The sequence below is a fragment of the Ancylobacter amanitiformis genome (genome assembly GCF_030814815.1).
In the GTDB taxonomy this organism is placed as follows: domain Bacteria; phylum Pseudomonadota; class Alphaproteobacteria; order Rhizobiales; family Xanthobacteraceae; genus Ancylobacter; species Ancylobacter amanitiformis.
Genome location: NZ_JAUSVR010000001.1, coordinates 123,689 through 139,004 on the forward strand (window position 1 = coordinate 123,689; position 15,316 = coordinate 139,004).

The following is a 15,316-nucleotide window of genomic DNA, read 5'->3' on the forward strand; positions in this document are numbered from 1 at the left end:
GCGCGCTCGCCAGCGGTGGATGAGCGATCGGCGCGCGCCTGTCGGATGCCGGCAAAGCCTAGCACCGCCGGGCGAGGGCAGACAACCGCGAGCGGGAGGGGGCCGGAAACCATAACCGGCTTGAGCGGCGGCGCGGCCCGGTTACGAGTTGCCTCGTCGGCCAACACCGCTCATCCTTCCGCCCGCCGGGCGACGGGAGAAGCGGGGTTCATGACGACCGAAGTCACCAGCCGCGCCGTCAGTGCCGTCGCCACGCGCATCCTTGTCCGCCCGGGCATGGCGGATCGCTTTGCTGACTGGCAGGCCCGCTTCACGCGCACGGCCTCGCTCGCCCCGGGTTTTCTCAACGTTGAGATCCTCCCTGCCTTTGCCGGCTCCGGCGAATGGCAGATCGTGCAGCGCTTCGTCTCGCACGAGACGCTGGAACACTGGCTGGACGATGCCGTCCGCCGGGCGCTGCTGGATGATCTCGCGCCGCTGCGGGCGCCCGAGGACCCCGCGCTGCCGGAGGAGGTGGCGCCGGATTATCACGCCTTCGCCACTGTGACGGAGGTGATCACCACGCAGGTGGAGCCGGGCCGCGAGGCCGAGTTCTTCGCCTGGAGCGAGAACATGCAGGCCGCGCAGGCGAAGTTCCCCGGCTACATGGGCACGCTGGTGCAGGCGCCGGTTTCCACCGATCTGCCGTGCTGGACCGCGCTGGTGCGCTTCGCCTCGCCCGCCGAACTCGACGCCTGGCTGGTTTCCGCGGAACGGCGCGACCGGATCGCGGCGGCCGACCCGGCGGTGTCGCACTGGTCGAACCGCCGGCTGGCAGCCGGTTTTGCCGCCTGGTTCGCACCCGATGCCAGCGGCAATGTGCCGCCCGCCTGGAAGCAGACCGCGCTGGTTCTGCTCGTGCTGTTTCCGGTGGTGATGCTGGAAATCCGCTTTCTCAGCCCACTTCTGACCGGGCTGCCCATGGCGCTCGCCACCTTTCTCGGCAATGCCATCAGCGTGTGCCTCGTCTCCTGGCCGCTGGTCGGCCTCGCGCGGGCGGGCATGATGTGGTGGCTGCGCCCCGCGCCCACGCACCGCCGGGCGGTGGAAATCGGCGGCGCCCTCACCCTTGCCGCGCTCTATGGCGCGGAGATGGGGCTGCTGTCGCTGCTGTTCTGAGTGCCTGAAGACCCGCCGCGCCTTCACCCGCAACCCCCAACGCACCAGGGAAAGCCATGACCAGCGAGACACCCGTCACCCGCGACGACGAGACGTTCATGCGGCACGCCATCGCGCTGTCGGAGAAGACCGCGCTGGTCGACAGCGCCGGCGGCGTGTTCGGCTGCGTCATCGTCCGCGACGGCGAGATCCTCGGCGATGGCGCGAACCGCGTGGTGGCGGAGAACGACCCCACCTGGCACGGCGAGATGGAGGCCATCCGCAAGGCCTGCAAGAAGGAGGGAAGCTTCAAGCTGACCGGCGCCGTTCTCTACACCAGCGCCGAGCCTTGCCCGATGTGCATGGCGGCCTGCTACTGGGCGGGAATCGAACGCGTCTACTACGCCTCGACCAATGCCGACGCACTGGAATATGGCGATTTCGACGACAGCATGATCTATGCCGAACTCAAGAAGCCGGTCGGCGAACGTTCGATCAAGTGCGAGCAGATCCTGCGGGAGGAAGCCGTCGAGGTGTGGAAGAAATACAAGAACAAGACCGACCGCGTGCCCTACTGAGACGCGCCGGCGCCGCCGCGTTTCCGGCGCAACGCCCTGGCGGAAAACGCCGCCGCGCCGCGCCCGCGCGCCCCGTGCCGCCTTGCCCCGCGCACGGCGAAATACCATAGTCGCCGCGGGGATTCCGGGGGCAGGCTTGCCGTGGCGGCGCCGATGGCGCGCGGCGCATGGCAAAGGCCGGCCGGAGCCCGCCCGCCCGTTCTCCCGCCCGCTTCTTGCCCGCCTTCTCCCTCCTCAGCCGTTCCGAGCCCCGATGCCGCGCAAGCCATCCAACATCGTCTATTCGGCCCATGAGAAGCCTCCGCTCGGCACGCTGCTGGCGCTGGGCATCCAGCACGCGACGCTGGCGCTGCTCTTCCTCGTCTATCCGCTGGTCGCGGCGGAGGAGGCCGGGCTGAGCTTTGCCGATACCCAGGTGCTGATCACCAGCTGCATCATCTTCATGGGCATCGCGACCATCATCGAGTGCTGGCCCAAGGCCGGCGCGGGCATGCTGCTGGTGCAGATTCCCAACACGCCGCATCTGCCGCTGGCGGTGCAGTCGCTCTCCGCCGGTGGCCTGCCGCTCTATGCCGCGATGAGCCTGGTCGCCTCGGTCTCGCAGCTCTCGCTCACCCGCTTCACCAATGCGCTGCGTGCCGTGTTTCCGCCGGAAATCTGCGGCGTCGCCGTGACCATGCTTGGCATCGCGCTGGCCCCGCCGGCGCTGCGCCGCGTGTTCGGGCTGGCGCAGGAATCGGGGGGGCTGGTCGATACCCGCTACCTCATGGTCAGCTTCATCACGCTGTTCATCATCATCGTGCTGGCAATCTTCTCGCGCGGGCTGCTGCGCCTGTTCGCGGTGGCCATCGGCGCCGGGGCGGGCTGGGTCATCGCCTCCTTCGCCGGCATTGCACCAACGCCGGCGGACACGTTCGCGCAGCTTCCCTATATCGATATTCCCCGCATCGGCTTCCCCGGCTTCGCCTGGTCCTGGGCGCTGCTGCCGGCGGCCATCCTCACCGGCTTCATCTCCGCCGTCGACATGATCTCGACCGTCGTGTCGATGCAGCGCATGGACGATGCCGACTGGCGCCGCGCCGACATGGAGCAGGCCGGCCGCGCCATTCGCGCCAATACCTTCGCCGATATGGGCGCCGCGCTCACCGGCGGGTTCGCCAGCGCCTCCTCCTCGGCGGCGATCGGCGTCGCCTTCGCCACGGGCGCCACCGCGTGGCGCATCGGCATCATCGCCGGCGGGGTCATCCTGCTCGCGGCCTTCTCGCCGCGGCTGGTGGGGGCGCTGACCATCATCCCGACGCCCGTCGTCGGCGCCATCCTGATCTATGCCTCGGCCTTTCTCATCGTCGCCGGCATGGACCTGATCCTGTCCCGCCGCCTGAGCGACCGGCGCATCTTCACCGTCGGCCTCTCGGTGCTGGCCGGCCTCACGGTCGCGCTGCTGCCGGAAGTGGTGCACTCGACGCCGGACTGGGCGCAGCCCATCCTCGAATCACCCCTCTCGGTGTCGACCGCCGTCGCGGTGCTGCTCAACCTGTTCTTCCGCATCGGCATCCGCCAGGAGGCCTCGCTTCCCGTGACGCTGGGCGACAATGCCTTCCAGGTGACGACCGAGTTCCTCGAATATCAGGGCGACGTATGGGGCGCCCGGCGCGATGTCATCGCCGCCGTGATTCCCGTCGTCGCCGAGGCGGTGGAAACCCTGCTCGACACCGAGACCGCCGCCGGCGCGCTGGAATTGCGCGCCCGGTTCGACGAGAACAATTTCGACGTCACCCTGCTCTATCACGGCGAGGCGATCGAGGTTCCAACGCTGCGCCCCTCGCCCGAGGACCTGTTGGGCGATGCCAAGGCGGTCGCCCGCTTCGTCGGCTACATGCTGAGCAAGCGCGCGGACAAGCTGGTGATCGGCATGGAAGGCGAGCGGCAGGCGCTGTCCCTGCGCTTCGAGCACTGATCGACGCGCGCGGGCGGCGGGCCGACTGCCGGCTGCCGGCGCGCCGCTTGCGTGACCGGAGCTTTTCGGGCTAGCTCTGGCGCCAGCCGGGATGCTGCGCCGCACAGGCGGGCCGGTGGCCTCCGGTACAGGCTTGGACAGGATTGGCATCGCCATGCATATCGACCGCATCGTCGAGAAGGACGTTATGATCACCGCCGTGCGCGGGCGTCTCGACAGCAGTTCCTCGCCCAAGCTCGACGAGACGCTGGCCGTCATCCCGGAGGGCAGCGCCGCCATCGTGCTGGATTTCGCCGAGCTTACCTATATCAGCTCGGCCGGGCTGCGCGTGGTGCTGAAGGCCACCAAGCTGGCGCGCAGCAACGGCCTGCAACTGGTCATCTGCGGCCTTGTCCCGCAGGTGCACGAGGTGTTCGACGTGAGCGGCTTCACCGCGCTCATCCCGATTCACGAGAGCCGGGCGAGCGCGCTCGCCGCGCTCACGTGACCGCGCCTCCCTGACCGATCATCGGCGGGCGGGACCATGATCATTCGCGAGATCGACATCCGCCTGCCGAGCCGGCTCGATGAACTTGAGCCGCTGTTCGAGGCGCTCGACTTCTTCGTCAGGACCAACGCTATCCCGCAAACCCCGGCCTATCGGCTGCAGCTGGCGGTTGACGAGTTCGTCGCCAATGCGGTCGCGCATGGCTATGAGGACGGGCGGCAGGGCGAGATCGGCGTAAAGGTGCGCCTGGATGGCGACATGCTGGAACTGACCTTCAGCGATGACGGCGCGCCATTCGATCCGTTCCACGCACCGCCGCCGGACCTGACCGGCTCGATCGAGGAGCGCCGCGTCGGCGGGCTCGGCATCCACCTGGTGCGCACCCTCGCCGTCTCCGTGGCCTATCGCTACGAGCACGGCAGCAATATCGTGGTCATCCGGCTGCATCTGACCGAGCCGACCGGGTGAGCACAGCGCCGTGAGGCTGCGACGGCTCAGCTGGCCTCCGCCGCCCGGTGAACCTGCGTGAAATCGTTCACCAGCCCGCGCGCCTGCCAGACGATGCGCTCGAACAGCACCGTCATGCGGAACAGAGCATTCTGCGCGGCCGGCGCGATGTCCTCCTGCGAGGACAGCCGCAGCCGCAGCCCCTCCATCAACTGGTCGCGATGGCCGAGCAGGGCGATCACCAGCGCGGGATCCTCCGCGCCGAGCGCCTCCGCATGGTCGGCAACCGCGCCGAGAATGGCATGCAGCGCCTCGACGAGCCGCTGCGCTGTCGGCACCTCGCGCGCCTGCGCCGCCTCCTGCGCGAATTCCGCCAGCGCCTCGTGCAGCGCGCCGGCCGTGGTCGCGGCCTCATCGAGCAGTAGCGCCACCGCCACCTGCGGACGGGTGGGGCTGCTGTCGAGCAGCGAGGCGAGATAGGTCTTCACCGTCGCCGCCAGCGTGGCGCCGGCCAGCCGCAGCGCAGCCGGCGCCGGGCCGTGGGTCGGACCATCCTCGCGCACGCGGTCCAGCATCTGCGGCAGGCGTGTCGTCAGCCGCGCCACCTCGCGCAGGCTGAGTTCCAGCGCGGTGGCGGGATCGCCCAGCGCCTCGCGCAGCAGGAAGGCCGGTTCGGCCAGGGTTTCGGCCGGGCTCGCCGGCATGAGCCGGTGCAAAAGCCGCCGGCAGGGACGTTCCAGCCAACTGGTCACGAGCGCACCGCCGACCTGCGCCAGCAGGAAGACGAGGGCGATCTGCGCACCCGGCGATCCGAGCCCGTCGGTCGTGAGAAGATGGGTCATCGGATCCGGATAAACCGCGGCGACCACCGAAAGCGCCGCCAGCAGCAGCCCGCCCGCCCCCTTCTGCACGACCTGCAGCGCGAACACGGTTCGCCCCGCGGCGGTTTCGCCGGGAATCATCAGCGCGTTGTTGATGCCGCTGGCGATATTGGCGCCGGCAATCAGCGGAAACGCCGCACTGAGCGTCAGCAGCCCACCGGAGATAGAGGCCACCGCCAGCGCCGCCGCCACCGAGGAGGATTGCGCGGCGAAGGCGAAGCCGGCCCCGACCAGCGCCAGCAGCCAGGGATTGTTCACCGCGCTCTGCCACCAGATTTCCTGCATCGCCTGCTCGCGCAGCGGCCCGACGGCGCTTGAAACAAGATACATGCCGAACAGCAGCAGCGCCCCGCCCAGCGCCGCGTCCAGCGCGTTGCGCATCCGGTCGCCGCGCACCAGCCGGAAATAGGTGGCGGAGCCGACAATGCCGATCACGATGCCGGCCGGAGTCGCCGTGTTGACGGCGACGATGAGCGGCAGCAGTGCCGTGCCGACATTCGACCAGGTCGGCGCCAGCAGCGCGGGCCCCGGCGGCAGCACACCGCCCCTGACGAAGGAGACGATGATCCAGGATACCGCCGTCGAACTCTGCGTGACGATGCCGGCCACGACGCCGCTGGCCGCGCAGCCCAGGGTGCCGTGCAAGGCCCGGGCGAAGACGGCGCGGGCGCGCCGCCCCACCAGCGGCACGAGGTTGGCGGAGAGCATGCGCACGCCGATGAAGAAAAGGCCGAGGCCGCACAGCAGGGAGGCGATTGTCGACATCGCCTCAGAAATTCCCGTTCCGCAACGCCATCATATCCTTCGATGCAGTCTCAAGCCTCGGGGCAGTCTCAAGTCTCGGGGCAGTCTCAAGTCTCGGGCGGGCCGCGATCCTGACCGGGCGCCGGCATGGCTCGCGCCGCGCACCAGCCCGGCGGATCGGCCAATGGAAGGCCGGGAGACATCAGCCGCCCAGCAGCGCCTGGATCTTGCCCAGCAGCCGCGGCAGTTCAACCGGCTTGGTGTCGAAGTCGTCGCATCCGGCCGCCATGGCGTCCTCGCGGTCCTTCGCCATGGCGTGGGCGGTCAGCGCGATGACGGGGATGGCTGCCGTTTCCGGATTGGCCTTCACCTGCCGCGTTGCCTCCCAGCCGTCCAGTACCGGCAGGCTCATGTCCATGAGGATGATGTCGGGTCGCTCGGACAGGGCGAGATCGACCCCTTCCTGCCCGTTCACCGCCACCAGCACCTCGTGGCCATTGCGCGAGAGCCGGCGCGAGAGCATGTCGCGGTTCATCTCGTTATCCTCGACCAGCAGGATCTTCGCCATCGCCCGGCTCCCATTGTCCAAACCCGACCCGCTCACGCCGGCCCGCCGCCGTGCCGGACCCGCCGACCGGCGATCGCCGCCAGCGCCGAGCCGAGCGTGCCGATGGGCTGCGCGCTCTTGTTGAGGATGAGCAGCGTGTTGCGCGCGAGGAAATCGCGCTCGGGCGAACTCAGCTCCTTGGCGGTCAGCACCACGATCGGCAGGTCGACGAATTTCGGCTGCGCACGCACCTTCTCCAGGAAGGTGAAGCCGTCCATTTCCGGCATCATCAGGTCGAGCAGCACCAGCGAGGGCGGACGATGCCCCTCCAGCCATTCGAGCGCCTCGCGGCCATTGGCGACCTCGGCCACGTCGAGCCCGACGCCCTCCACCGTGGAACGCACCATGGCCCGCACCTCGGGGTCGTCATCCACCACCAGTGCCAGCGAATCCTCGCCGATCGGCGCCAGGCGGTGAATCAGCGCGATCAGCCGCTGCCGGTCGATCGGCTTGGTCATGTATTCGGAGGCGCCCAGCGAATAGCCGAGGTTCCGGTCGTCGACGATGGTGAGCATGATGACCGGAATATGCTCCAGCGCCGGCTCGGATTTCATGATGCCGAGCACCGACCAGCCGTCGATCTTGGGCAGCATCACGTCCAGCGTCACCACATCGGGCGGATCGGTGTGCATGATGTTGAGCGCCTCGACGCCGTCGCGCGCGTGGCGCAGCACGTAGCCCTCCTTGCCCAGCGTGGCGTCGAGCACCTCGTGCACCGCCGGGTCGTCGTCCACCACCAGAACGGTGATCGCACCGGGCTGCACCGGCGCGAGCGGTTGCGACATCTCGGAGGCAGCGATTTCCTGCGCCTGCGGCTTGCCTTCGATCGGCAGTTCGATGGTGAAGGTGGATCCCTTGCCCGCCTCGCTGCGCACCGCGATCGAGCCGCCCAGCATCGCGGCGAAATGCTTGGTGATGGTGAGGCCGAGGCCCGTGCCGCCGAAATTGCGGGTGGTGGAGGAATCCGCCTGCGTGAAGGCCTGGAACAGCCGGCCCATCTGCTCCTCGCTCATGCCGATGCCGCTGTCCGACACCTCGAAGCGCACCAGTCCGGCACCTTCCCTGCCCTCCTCGCGCACGATGCGCAGGGTCACGTCGCCGTTCTTGGTGAACTTCGCGGCGTTGCTCAGGAGGTTGATCAGGCTCTGCTTGAGCTTCGTGACGTCCGTGCGCAGCGAGCCGATATCGACCGGGCAATCGATGACGAAGCGATTATTGTTCTTCACCATCATCGGACCGACAATGGTCTTCACCTCGTCCACCATGCGGGTGAGGAACACCTGCTCCAGATAGACGTCCATCCGCCCGGCCTCGATCTTGGAGAGGTCGAGAATGTCGTTGATCAGGCCCAGCAGGTGCTTGCCGGCCGCCTGGATCTTGTCGAGGTCGGCCACCATGGCGCTGTTGCCCTCGTCGGCAGCGTCCTCGGCGAGGATCTCGCTATAGCCGATAATGGCATTGAGCGGCGTGCGCAGCTCGTGGCTCATGTTGGCGAGGAAGGCCGATTTGACTCGGTTGGCGGATTCCGCCGCCTCCTTCGCCTCGCGCAGCTGCTGCTCCATGCGCACGCGGTCGGAAATGTCGACGAAGGTGGCGATCACCGCCCGCGAGCCGCGGAAATCCAGTTCCTCATGCGAGACCATGGTGCAGACCGAGGTGCCGTCGGCGCGCGGCAGGTAGAATTCCTGCCGGCCGGTGGACGGCGCCAGAATCAGCTCATGCAGTTGCTTCACCTTCTCCGGGTCGGCGAACAGCTGGCCGAAGGGCAGGTCCGTCAATGTCGCCGCATCGCGGTCGATCAGCCGGCCGAAGCAGCCATTGGCGTGGCGCACCGCGGCGTGAACGAGATCGAGGATGAGAAGGCCGACCGGCGCCGCCGCGTCGATGGCGCGCAACTGCTCCTCGTCCTCGCGCAGCTTCATCTCGGCCAGCTTGCGCTCGGTGATGTCGGTATAGATGGCGATGAAGCCGCCGCCGGGCACGGGGTCGCGGCGGACCTCCAGAATGGTCCCGTCCGGGCGGGTGCGCTCGAAGGAATGAGGCTCCGCCAGCTGGGCGATGCGCTGCGCCAGCGCGATCTCGATATCGATCTCGCCGAATTCGCCGCGGCTGCCGAGATAGCGGATATAATCGGAAAACGTATGCTCGGAGGTGAGGAACTCGTCCGGCATGTCGAGATATTCGCGGAACAGCTGGTTCCACGTCACCAGCCGGTGCTCGCCATCATACATGGCGATGCCCTGCGACATGTTCTCCAGCGTCGCCCGCAGCAGCGTGGCTTCCCGCCCCGCGAGGCCGTCCTCGGGCAGGGTTCCCGAATCCGCCGTCATCGTCATCGCGCTTCCCCCTCGCCTGCGGACGTTGCCGCGTTATCTTTAAGTGGCGCCAGCGTGAGCAGGATCGCCGCCATGTCGTCGAATGCCGGCAGCCCCGCCTCGAAGGCGCGCACGTCGCTCACCAGCCGGCCCAGCGTGTCCGCCTCCGACCCGTCGAGCGCGGCGAACAGGTAGCCGAGCCGCTCCTCGCCATAAAGCGCCTCCCCGGCATCCTGCGCTTCGGTGAAACCATCGGTCACCACCAGCAGCCGGTCTCCCGGAACCAGCGGATGCGTGGCGGTGCGATAGGCAAACTCCTCCATCACCCCGAGCGCGGGCCCACCATGGCCGGAGAGCCGGGTGAGGCCCCCATCGGCGGCCCGCAGGAAGGGGGGGATATGGCCGGCGCGGACATAGGACAGCACGCCGGACGGCGCGTGCAGCACCGCCAGCAGGAACGTGACGAACATGCAGCCGACATTGCCGCGCGCCAGCGCATCATTGGCGAGCGAAACCGCGCGCGCGGGATCGGCGAACAGTTCCGGCGCATCCGGCCGCCCGGCCATGGCACGGAACATCGCATGGGTGCGCGCCATCATCAGCGCCGCCGCCGCGCCCTTGTCCGACACGTCGCCCACCACCAGCACGATAAGGTCGCTGCCCACGATGAAATGGTCGACGAGATCCCCGCCCACTTCCTTGGCCGGCTCCAGCAGGGCGCGTATGCCGACGGGCTGGCCGGCAATGGTGCCGTCAAAGGGCGCGGGCACCAGCGCGAGCTGCAAGGTGCGCGCCTCGTTGAGCTCGACCTGCTTGCGCCGGAGCTCGTCGCGCGTGCGGTCGCGCAGCGCCTTCTTCTCCAGCGTCGCCAGCACCCGGGCCCGCAGCAGCGTCGGGTTGAACGGCTTGAACAGGAAATCGTCGGCGCCCAGCTCGATGCAGCGGACCACGGGTTCAATCTCGTTCAGGGCCGAGACCACGATGACCGGCAGATCGTGGATCCGCCCATCCGCATTCATCGCCGCGAGCACGCCGAATCCGTCCAGCTCCGGCATCATGATGTCGAGCAGGACAAGGTCGTAGCGGGTCTGGGCGATGGCGGCGAGTGCCTCGCGCCCGTCGGCCGCCTGGTCGAGCCGCGTGAAGCCGAGCCGGCGCAGGCGTCGAATCAGCAGGTCGCGATTCTCGGCAACATCATCCACCACCAGAATCGTCGCGTTCTGGTCAGCCATCTGTCCGCTTCCGCCATCCGCCCGAGATGCGTTCGGGCCGGCGGAATATTCACGCAAAACACGGACTTAGCAACGCCCGCATGCGCCCTCCGCAACGTCATCCGCAACGGCGTGCCGCTTCCCGCCTTCGACAAGGCAATGGCAAAGCGGCCGACCTCACCCTAGATAAGGAACAGACCCGAGGTGATCGATGAAGAACATGTCCGGCGTCGTTCTGCTCGTGCTTGTAGCCACGGCGGGCTCCGCCCTAGCCCAGAGTTCAACCGTGAAAAATCCCTACATGCCGCAGCGACCCAATTCGGTGAAGCCGAACAGCCAGAACCTGATGCAGGGCCCCTCCTCCTGGACACCGCAGCAGCGCCGGCTGAACGTGCCGGGCGCCGATGCCAATCCCAGCCTGCGCCGGCAGACCCTGCCTTACACCGGCCAGCCGCCGGTTACGCAGCAGGCACCGCCCAGCACGCCGGCTACGCCCGTGCCGGCCGAGACACCGCCCAAGCCGCCGATCCTGTAGCGGGCCGACGCGGACGAAGGCCCGCGCCGGGAAGGCACGCGCGGCGTATCCTGCCGCGCGCGTTGCCGCGCTCAGTCGCGCAGCCGGTCCGGCGCGGTGGCCTCCGCCGTCAGGCTCGCCAGCGCCTCGTCCAGCGTCAGCGTGGTCTGGTTGGGCGAACCGAGCCGGCGGATCGAGACGGTGCGCTCCGCCGCTTCCTTGCGCCCGACCACGAGAAGCGCCGGCACCTTGGCCAGCGAGTGCTCGCGCACCTTGTAGTTGATCTTCTCGTTGCGCAGGTCGATCTCGACCCGCAGCCCCAGCTTCTTCGCCGCCGCGACGATCTCGCGCGCGTAGTCGTCGCCCTCGGAGGTGATGGTCGCCACCACCGCCTGCACCGGCGCCAGCCAGAGCGGGAAATGCCCGGCATGGTGCTCGATCAGGATGCCGGTGAAACGCTCCATCGAGCCGCAGATGGCGCGGTGGATCATGACCGGCGTCTTCTTCGAACCATCGGCATCGACATAGAAGGCGCCGAAGCGTTCCGGCAGGTTGAAGTCGACCTGCGTCGTGCCGCATTGCCATTCGCGCCCGATGGCGTCGCGCAGCGTGTACTCGAATTTCGGCCCGTAGAACGCGCCCTCGCCCGGCAGGATGCCGGTCTTGATCTTGCCGCCGGATTCCGCCTCGATCTGGGTCAGCACCCGGCCCATCACGTCCTCGGCGTGGTCCCACACCGCGTCCGAGCCGACCCGCTTCTCCGGGCGCGTGGAGAGCTTCACCACGATCTCCGCAAAGCCGAAATCGGCATAGGTGGAAAGGATCAGTTCGTTGATCTTCAGGCACTCCGCCGCCATCTGCTCCTCGGTGCAGAAGATGTGGGCGTCGTCCTGGGTGAAGCCGCGCACCCGCATCAGCCCGTGCAGCGCGCCCGAGGGCTCGTAGCGGTGCACCGCGCCGAATTCCGCAAGTCGCATAGGCAGATCGCGGTAGGATTTCAGCCCGTGCTTGAAGATCTGCACATGGCCGGGGCAGTTCATGGGCTTCAGCGCATAGACCCGGTCATTGTCCTCGGTATCGCCGGCCGGCTGCACCTTGAACATGTTGTCCTTATACCAGCCCCAGTGGCCGGAGGTCTCCCACAGCGACTTGTCGAGCACCTGCGGCGCGTTCACCTCGGCATAGTCGGCCGCGAGACGGCGGCGCATATAGGCGACGAGGTTCTGGAACAGGCTCCACCCCTTGGGGTGCCAGAACACCACGCCCGGCCCCTCCTCCTGGAAGTGGAACAGGTCCATCTCCCGGCCGAGCCGGCGGTGGTCGCGCTTCTCCGCCTCCTCCAGCTGGTGGATATAGGCGTCGAGTTCCTCGCGATTGCGCCACGCGGTGGCGTAGATGCGGGTGAGCATCTGGTTATTGCTGTCGCCGCGCCAATAGGCGCCGGCCACCTTCATCAGCTTGAAGGCATCGCCCACCTTGCCGACGCTCGGCATGTGCGGGCCGCGGCACAGGTCGAACCACTCGCCCTGGCGATAGATCTTGATGGTCTGGTCGGCGGGAATGGCGTCCACCAGCTCGACCTTGAACGCCTCGCCCTTCTCCTTGAAGACGCGCTTGGTCGTCTCGCGGTCCCACTCCTCCTTGGTGAAGGGCGCGTCGCGGGCGATGATTTCGCGCATCTTCTTCTCGATCGCGCCGAAATCCTCCGGGGTGAAGGGCTCGTTGCGGAAGAAGTCGTAATAGAAGCCGTTCTCGATCACCGGGCCGATGGTGACCTGCGTGCCCGGCCACAGATCCTGCACCGCCTCGGCCAGCACATGGGCGGCGTCGTGGCGGATGAGTTCCAGCGCCTCCGGGCTCTCGCGGGTGACGATCTCGAACTTCGCATCCCTGGTGATCGGATCGGACAGGTCGCTCAGCGTGCCGTCCAGCTTCATCGCCAGCGACTTCTTGGCCAGCGACTTGGCGATGGAGGCGGCGACTTCGGTTCCCGTGGTGCCGGAGGCATAGGCTCGGACGGCGCCGTCGGGGAAGGTGAGATGCACGTTTACCGGCTCGCCGGGGACGTTCGGGCTCACGAGATTTTCGGACATAGGCTTTTCTCCGGCCCACTCCTGCGAACCACGCAGGTAGGCTTGTTGGTCGGTCAGTTCTCGCCGGTCTCCGGTTTGGGAGCCCGTGCGTAGCGCCACGGCATATACCACACGGCTTTTGGCGGCAATTCGACCGGCACCGCCTCATAGCCCGAGCCGCCCCAGGGATGGCAGCGGCAGATCCGCCCCGCCGCCATCCAGCCCCCCGCCCACGCGCCGTGGCGCGAGATGGCCCCATCGGCGAATTCCGAACAGGTGGGGAGATAGCGGCACTGCCGGCCGATGAAGGCGGAAAGACTGTAGCGGTAGACGAGGATCGGCGCCCGCAGCGCCAGACGCGGCGCCAGCGCCAGCGCGCCCAGCAGGCCGCGCGTCGTCATCGCCCCGCGCCCCTAACGGGGAACCACCGCAGGTCCTGCGCGTTGGCGCTGGCGCAGCATGCGCAGGCAAGGACCATATGATGACCAAGAACGACGCGCTGCCGGCCCTTCTCTTGTCGTCTCTGGCGGTCATGCCGATGATCAGTCTGGCGCTGCTCACGGCTCCCGCCAGCGCCCAGCAGATGCCGGCCACCGCCGCGCCCGCCGCCGGCACCCAACCGGATCCCGCGGCTGCCGACTCCGCCGAGGCCGATCCCGATATGCAGCGCATTGCCGCCTGCAAGCAGCAGGCCCTCGCCCGGCTGAAGCAGCTTTCGCCCTCGGTGGACGATATCTACATCGATGTCGACGGCCTCACCGTCGCCACCGCCGATGCCAAGCTCGGCGACACCGCGGTCAAGGGCGTGATCATGGGCGAAGCCTATATCCAACGTGACAAATCCGATTCGGCGAACCGCTTCCTCTGCCTCACCGGCGAGAAGGGCGAGGTGCTGTTCACCTTCTTCACCATGAGGTGAGTGAATGGCGATGAGCGGACGGCGATGAGCGGACGGCGCTGGGGGCCGTGCCGAAAGGGCAGCGTTCACTCGGCCGCCTGTGTCTCATCCTGCGGCGATCCATTCTCCTGCGTCGTGCTGTCGCGCGCCGCGATCTGGTCGAGCGCCGCTATCTGATCGAGCGCATCGACCACCGCATCGAAGGTGAGCAGCGTCGAGGCGTGACGGGCCTTGTAGTCGCGCACCGGCTCCAGCACGGCCAGTTCCGCCCAGCGTCCGCCCGGCGCGGCGCCGTTCTCCTTCAGCATCCGCCGCATTGCCTCCCGCACGTCGCGCAGTTCGGCGGCCGTGGAGCCGACGACCAGCCCGCCCATGACCGAGGACGAGGCCTGGCCGAGCGCGCAGGCGCGCACCTCATGGGCAAAGTCGGTGACGACGCCGTCCGTCACGGCGAGATCGATGGTGACGGTGGAGCCGCAAAGGCGCGAATGCGCCGTTGCCGTGGCATCTGGAGAGGCAAGCCGCCCGAGCCGTGGTATATCGGCAGCCAACTCAAGTATGCGGCGATTATAGACGTCGTTCAGCATGACTTGTCCGTTCGTCGAGCCGCGGGACACGATTTGCCCGCGTTGCAGCCTGCCCCGTGCCGCCTATATAGGAACGGTGGTTGGCGTGCGAAAGCAACCGGATGCCCCTTCCGGCCATTTCGCGCGGCGACTATGGTCAAGACGTGACGCTGATCTGCGGTGGGTGATGGCACGTATGACGAGTTGGACCGGTGAAGCCTCGGTGCCGGATGTGAAATGCGCCGTCGAACGGAGTTCGTCATGGATGCCGTGCTTAAGTCGCTGATGCGTAGCGCCCAGAGCGAGAGCGAGGCCGCCGCCAGCCGGCGCCCCTCGCGCGAGGAGGCGGAAGCCGCCGTTCGCACGCTCATCGCCTGGGCGGGAGACGATCCCGCGCGCGAAGGCCTGCTGGATACGCCCAAGCGCGTGGTGCGCGCCTATGAGGAGCTCTACAGCGGCTACAGCGCCGATTCCGAGAAGATCCTCGACCGCACCTTCGGCGAGATCGGCAATTTCGACGATATGGTGCTGGTGCGCGACATCGAGTTCTACTCGCATTGCGAGCACCACATGGTGCCGTTCGTGGGCAGGGCGCATGTCGCCTATTTCCCGGTCGAGCGCGTGGTCGGCCTGTCGAAGATCGCCCGCATCGTCGACCTGTTCGCCCGCCGCCTGCAGACGCAGGAGCACCTGACATCGCAGATCATCACGGCGATGGACGAGACCCTGAAGCCGCGCGGCGTCGCGGTTCTCATCGAGGCCGAGCATATGTGCATGGCCATGCGCGGGGTGCGCAAGCACGGTGCGTCCACCGTCACCACGCAGTTCACCGGCATCTTCCGCGACGATCCGCAGGAGCAGGTTCGCTTCATGACCCTGCTGCGCGGCATGCGGCCCTGACG

15 protein-coding genes are annotated in these 15,316 nt (G+C 67.8%); 8 read left to right on the forward strand and 7 right to left on the reverse strand.

The window, feature by feature from the left end; genetic code table 11:
- Window positions 1-210: 210 nt before the first annotated feature.
- The 5 genes from QOZ99_RS00535 (at window position 211) to QOZ99_RS00555 (ending at window position 4,627) form a co-directional block, all read left to right on the forward strand.
- Complete coding sequence (locus QOZ99_RS00535; RefSeq protein ID WP_306887913.1) at window positions 211-1,158, forward strand: putative antibiotic biosynthesis monooxygenase; 948 nt, start codon at window positions 211-213, stop codon at window positions 1,156-1,158.
- Between the two features lie 56 nt (window positions 1,159-1,214).
- Entirely contained in the window at window positions 1,215-1,715 is a 501-nt protein-coding gene (locus QOZ99_RS00540; RefSeq protein WP_306887915.1) for a nucleoside deaminase, read from the forward strand.
- Window positions 1,716-1,968: 253 nt separating this feature from the next.
- Entirely contained in the window at window positions 1,969-3,672 is a 1,704-nt protein-coding gene (locus QOZ99_RS00545) for a uracil-xanthine permease family protein (RefSeq protein WP_306887916.1), read from the forward strand.
- A gap of 154 nt (window positions 3,673-3,826) precedes the next feature.
- On the forward strand, window positions 3,827-4,159 hold the full coding sequence (locus tag QOZ99_RS00550; protein WP_306887918.1) for an STAS domain-containing protein: 333 nt from the start codon (window positions 3,827-3,829) through the stop codon (window positions 4,157-4,159).
- 36 nt (window positions 4,160-4,195) lie between these two features.
- Window positions 4,196-4,627, forward strand: a complete 432-nt coding sequence (locus QOZ99_RS00555; protein ID WP_306887919.1) for an ATP-binding protein — start codon at window positions 4,196-4,198, stop codon at window positions 4,625-4,627.
- 26 nt (window positions 4,628-4,653) lie between these two features.
- Here QOZ99_RS00555 and QOZ99_RS00560 read toward each other — a convergent pair whose 3' ends face one another.
- From QOZ99_RS00560 to QOZ99_RS00575, 4 genes are all read right to left on the reverse strand, one after another.
- Complete coding sequence (locus tag QOZ99_RS00560) at window positions 4,654-6,252, reverse strand: Na/Pi cotransporter family protein (RefSeq protein ID WP_306887920.1); 1,599 nt, start codon at window positions 6,250-6,252, stop codon at window positions 4,654-4,656.
- A gap of 181 nt (window positions 6,253-6,433) precedes the next feature.
- Window positions 6,434-6,799, reverse strand: a complete 366-nt coding sequence (locus QOZ99_RS00565; protein ID WP_306887921.1) for a response regulator — start codon at window positions 6,797-6,799, stop codon at window positions 6,434-6,436.
- Window positions 6,800-6,831: 32 nt separating this feature from the next.
- Window positions 6,832-9,174, reverse strand: a complete 2,343-nt coding sequence (locus tag QOZ99_RS00570; RefSeq protein WP_306887922.1) for a response regulator — start codon at window positions 9,172-9,174, stop codon at window positions 6,832-6,834.
- On the reverse strand, window positions 9,171-10,385 hold the full coding sequence (locus QOZ99_RS00575; RefSeq protein ID WP_306887923.1) for a PP2C family protein-serine/threonine phosphatase: 1,215 nt from the start codon (window positions 10,383-10,385) through the stop codon (window positions 9,171-9,173). The genes QOZ99_RS00570 and QOZ99_RS00575 overlap by 4 nt, the downstream gene beginning before the upstream one ends.
- 280 nt (window positions 10,386-10,665) lie before the next feature.
- Here QOZ99_RS00575 and QOZ99_RS00580 point away from each other — a divergent pair, with 280 nt between their 5' ends.
- Window positions 10,666-10,899, forward strand: coding sequence for a hypothetical protein (locus tag QOZ99_RS00580; RefSeq protein ID WP_306887924.1), 234 nt, complete (start codon window positions 10,666-10,668; stop codon window positions 10,897-10,899).
- 71 nt (window positions 10,900-10,970) lie between these two features.
- Here QOZ99_RS00580 and thrS read toward each other — a convergent pair whose 3' ends face one another.
- Together thrS and yidD are read right to left on the reverse strand one after the other, a co-directional pair.
- Window positions 10,971-12,971, reverse strand: a complete 2,001-nt coding sequence (gene thrS / locus QOZ99_RS00585; protein WP_306887925.1) for a threonine--tRNA ligase — start codon at window positions 12,969-12,971, stop codon at window positions 10,971-10,973.
- A 53-nt stretch (window positions 12,972-13,024) separates the two neighbouring features.
- The gene (yidD, locus tag QOZ99_RS00590) at window positions 13,025-13,351 is read right to left on the reverse strand and encodes a membrane protein insertion efficiency factor YidD (protein ID WP_306887926.1); all 327 of its coding nucleotides are present in this window, start codon (window positions 13,349-13,351) and stop codon (window positions 13,025-13,027) included.
- An 80-nt stretch (window positions 13,352-13,431) separates the two neighbouring features.
- On the opposite strand from yidD, the gene QOZ99_RS00595 reads away from it, so the two are divergent.
- Window positions 13,432-13,869, forward strand: a complete 438-nt coding sequence (locus tag QOZ99_RS00595) for a hypothetical protein (protein WP_306887927.1) — start codon at window positions 13,432-13,434, stop codon at window positions 13,867-13,869.
- A 65-nt stretch (window positions 13,870-13,934) separates the two neighbouring features.
- On the opposite strand, the gene QOZ99_RS00600 is transcribed toward QOZ99_RS00595, so the two are convergent.
- On the reverse strand, window positions 13,935-14,435 hold the full coding sequence (locus QOZ99_RS00600; RefSeq protein WP_306887928.1) for an iron-sulfur cluster assembly scaffold protein: 501 nt from the start codon (window positions 14,433-14,435) through the stop codon (window positions 13,935-13,937).
- A 240-nt stretch (window positions 14,436-14,675) separates the two neighbouring features.
- Between QOZ99_RS00600 and folE the strand changes: the two genes are divergently transcribed.
- Window positions 14,676-15,314, forward strand: a complete 639-nt coding sequence (folE, locus tag QOZ99_RS00605; RefSeq protein WP_183189542.1) for a GTP cyclohydrolase I FolE — start codon at window positions 14,676-14,678, stop codon at window positions 15,312-15,314.
- Window positions 15,315-15,316 lie beyond the last annotated feature (2 nt).

Coding starts and splice junctions, on each gene's coding strand:
- QOZ99_RS00550 (WP_306887918.1), top strand. CDS start 3,827: ATGCATATCGACCGCATCGTCGAGAAGGACGTTATGATCACCGCCGTG.
- QOZ99_RS00560 (WP_306887920.1), bottom strand. CDS start 6,252: ATGTCGACAATCGCCTCCCTGCTGTGCGGCCTCGGCCTTTTCTTCATC.
- QOZ99_RS00570 (WP_306887922.1), bottom strand. CDS start 9,174: ATGACGATGACGGCGGATTCGGGAACCCTGCCCGAGGACGGCCTCGCG.
- QOZ99_RS00545 (WP_306887916.1), top strand. CDS start 1,969: ATGCCGCGCAAGCCATCCAACATCGTCTATTCGGCCCATGAGAAGCCT.
- QOZ99_RS00540 (WP_306887915.1), top strand. CDS start 1,215: ATGACCAGCGAGACACCCGTCACCCGCGACGACGAGACGTTCATGCGG.
- QOZ99_RS00535 (WP_306887913.1), top strand. CDS start 211: ATGACGACCGAAGTCACCAGCCGCGCCGTCAGTGCCGTCGCCACGCGC.
- QOZ99_RS00565 (WP_306887921.1), bottom strand. CDS start 6,799: ATGGCGAAGATCCTGCTGGTCGAGGATAACGAGATGAACCGCGACATG.
- folE (WP_183189542.1), top strand. CDS start 14,676: ATGGATGCCGTGCTTAAGTCGCTGATGCGTAGCGCCCAGAGCGAGAGC.
- QOZ99_RS00580 (WP_306887924.1), top strand. CDS start 10,666: ATGCCGCAGCGACCCAATTCGGTGAAGCCGAACAGCCAGAACCTGATG.
- QOZ99_RS00555 (WP_306887919.1), top strand. CDS start 4,196: ATGATCATTCGCGAGATCGACATCCGCCTGCCGAGCCGGCTCGATGAA.
- thrS (WP_306887925.1), bottom strand. CDS start 12,971: ATGTCCGAAAATCTCGTGAGCCCGAACGTCCCCGGCGAGCCGGTAAAC.
- yidD (WP_306887926.1), bottom strand. CDS start 13,351: ATGACGACGCGCGGCCTGCTGGGCGCGCTGGCGCTGGCGCCGCGTCTG.
- QOZ99_RS00575 (WP_306887923.1), bottom strand. CDS start 10,385: ATGGCTGACCAGAACGCGACGATTCTGGTGGTGGATGATGTTGCCGAG.
- QOZ99_RS00595 (WP_306887927.1), top strand. CDS start 13,432: ATGACCAAGAACGACGCGCTGCCGGCCCTTCTCTTGTCGTCTCTGGCG.
- QOZ99_RS00600 (WP_306887928.1), bottom strand. CDS start 14,435: ATGCTGAACGACGTCTATAATCGCCGCATACTTGAGTTGGCTGCCGAT.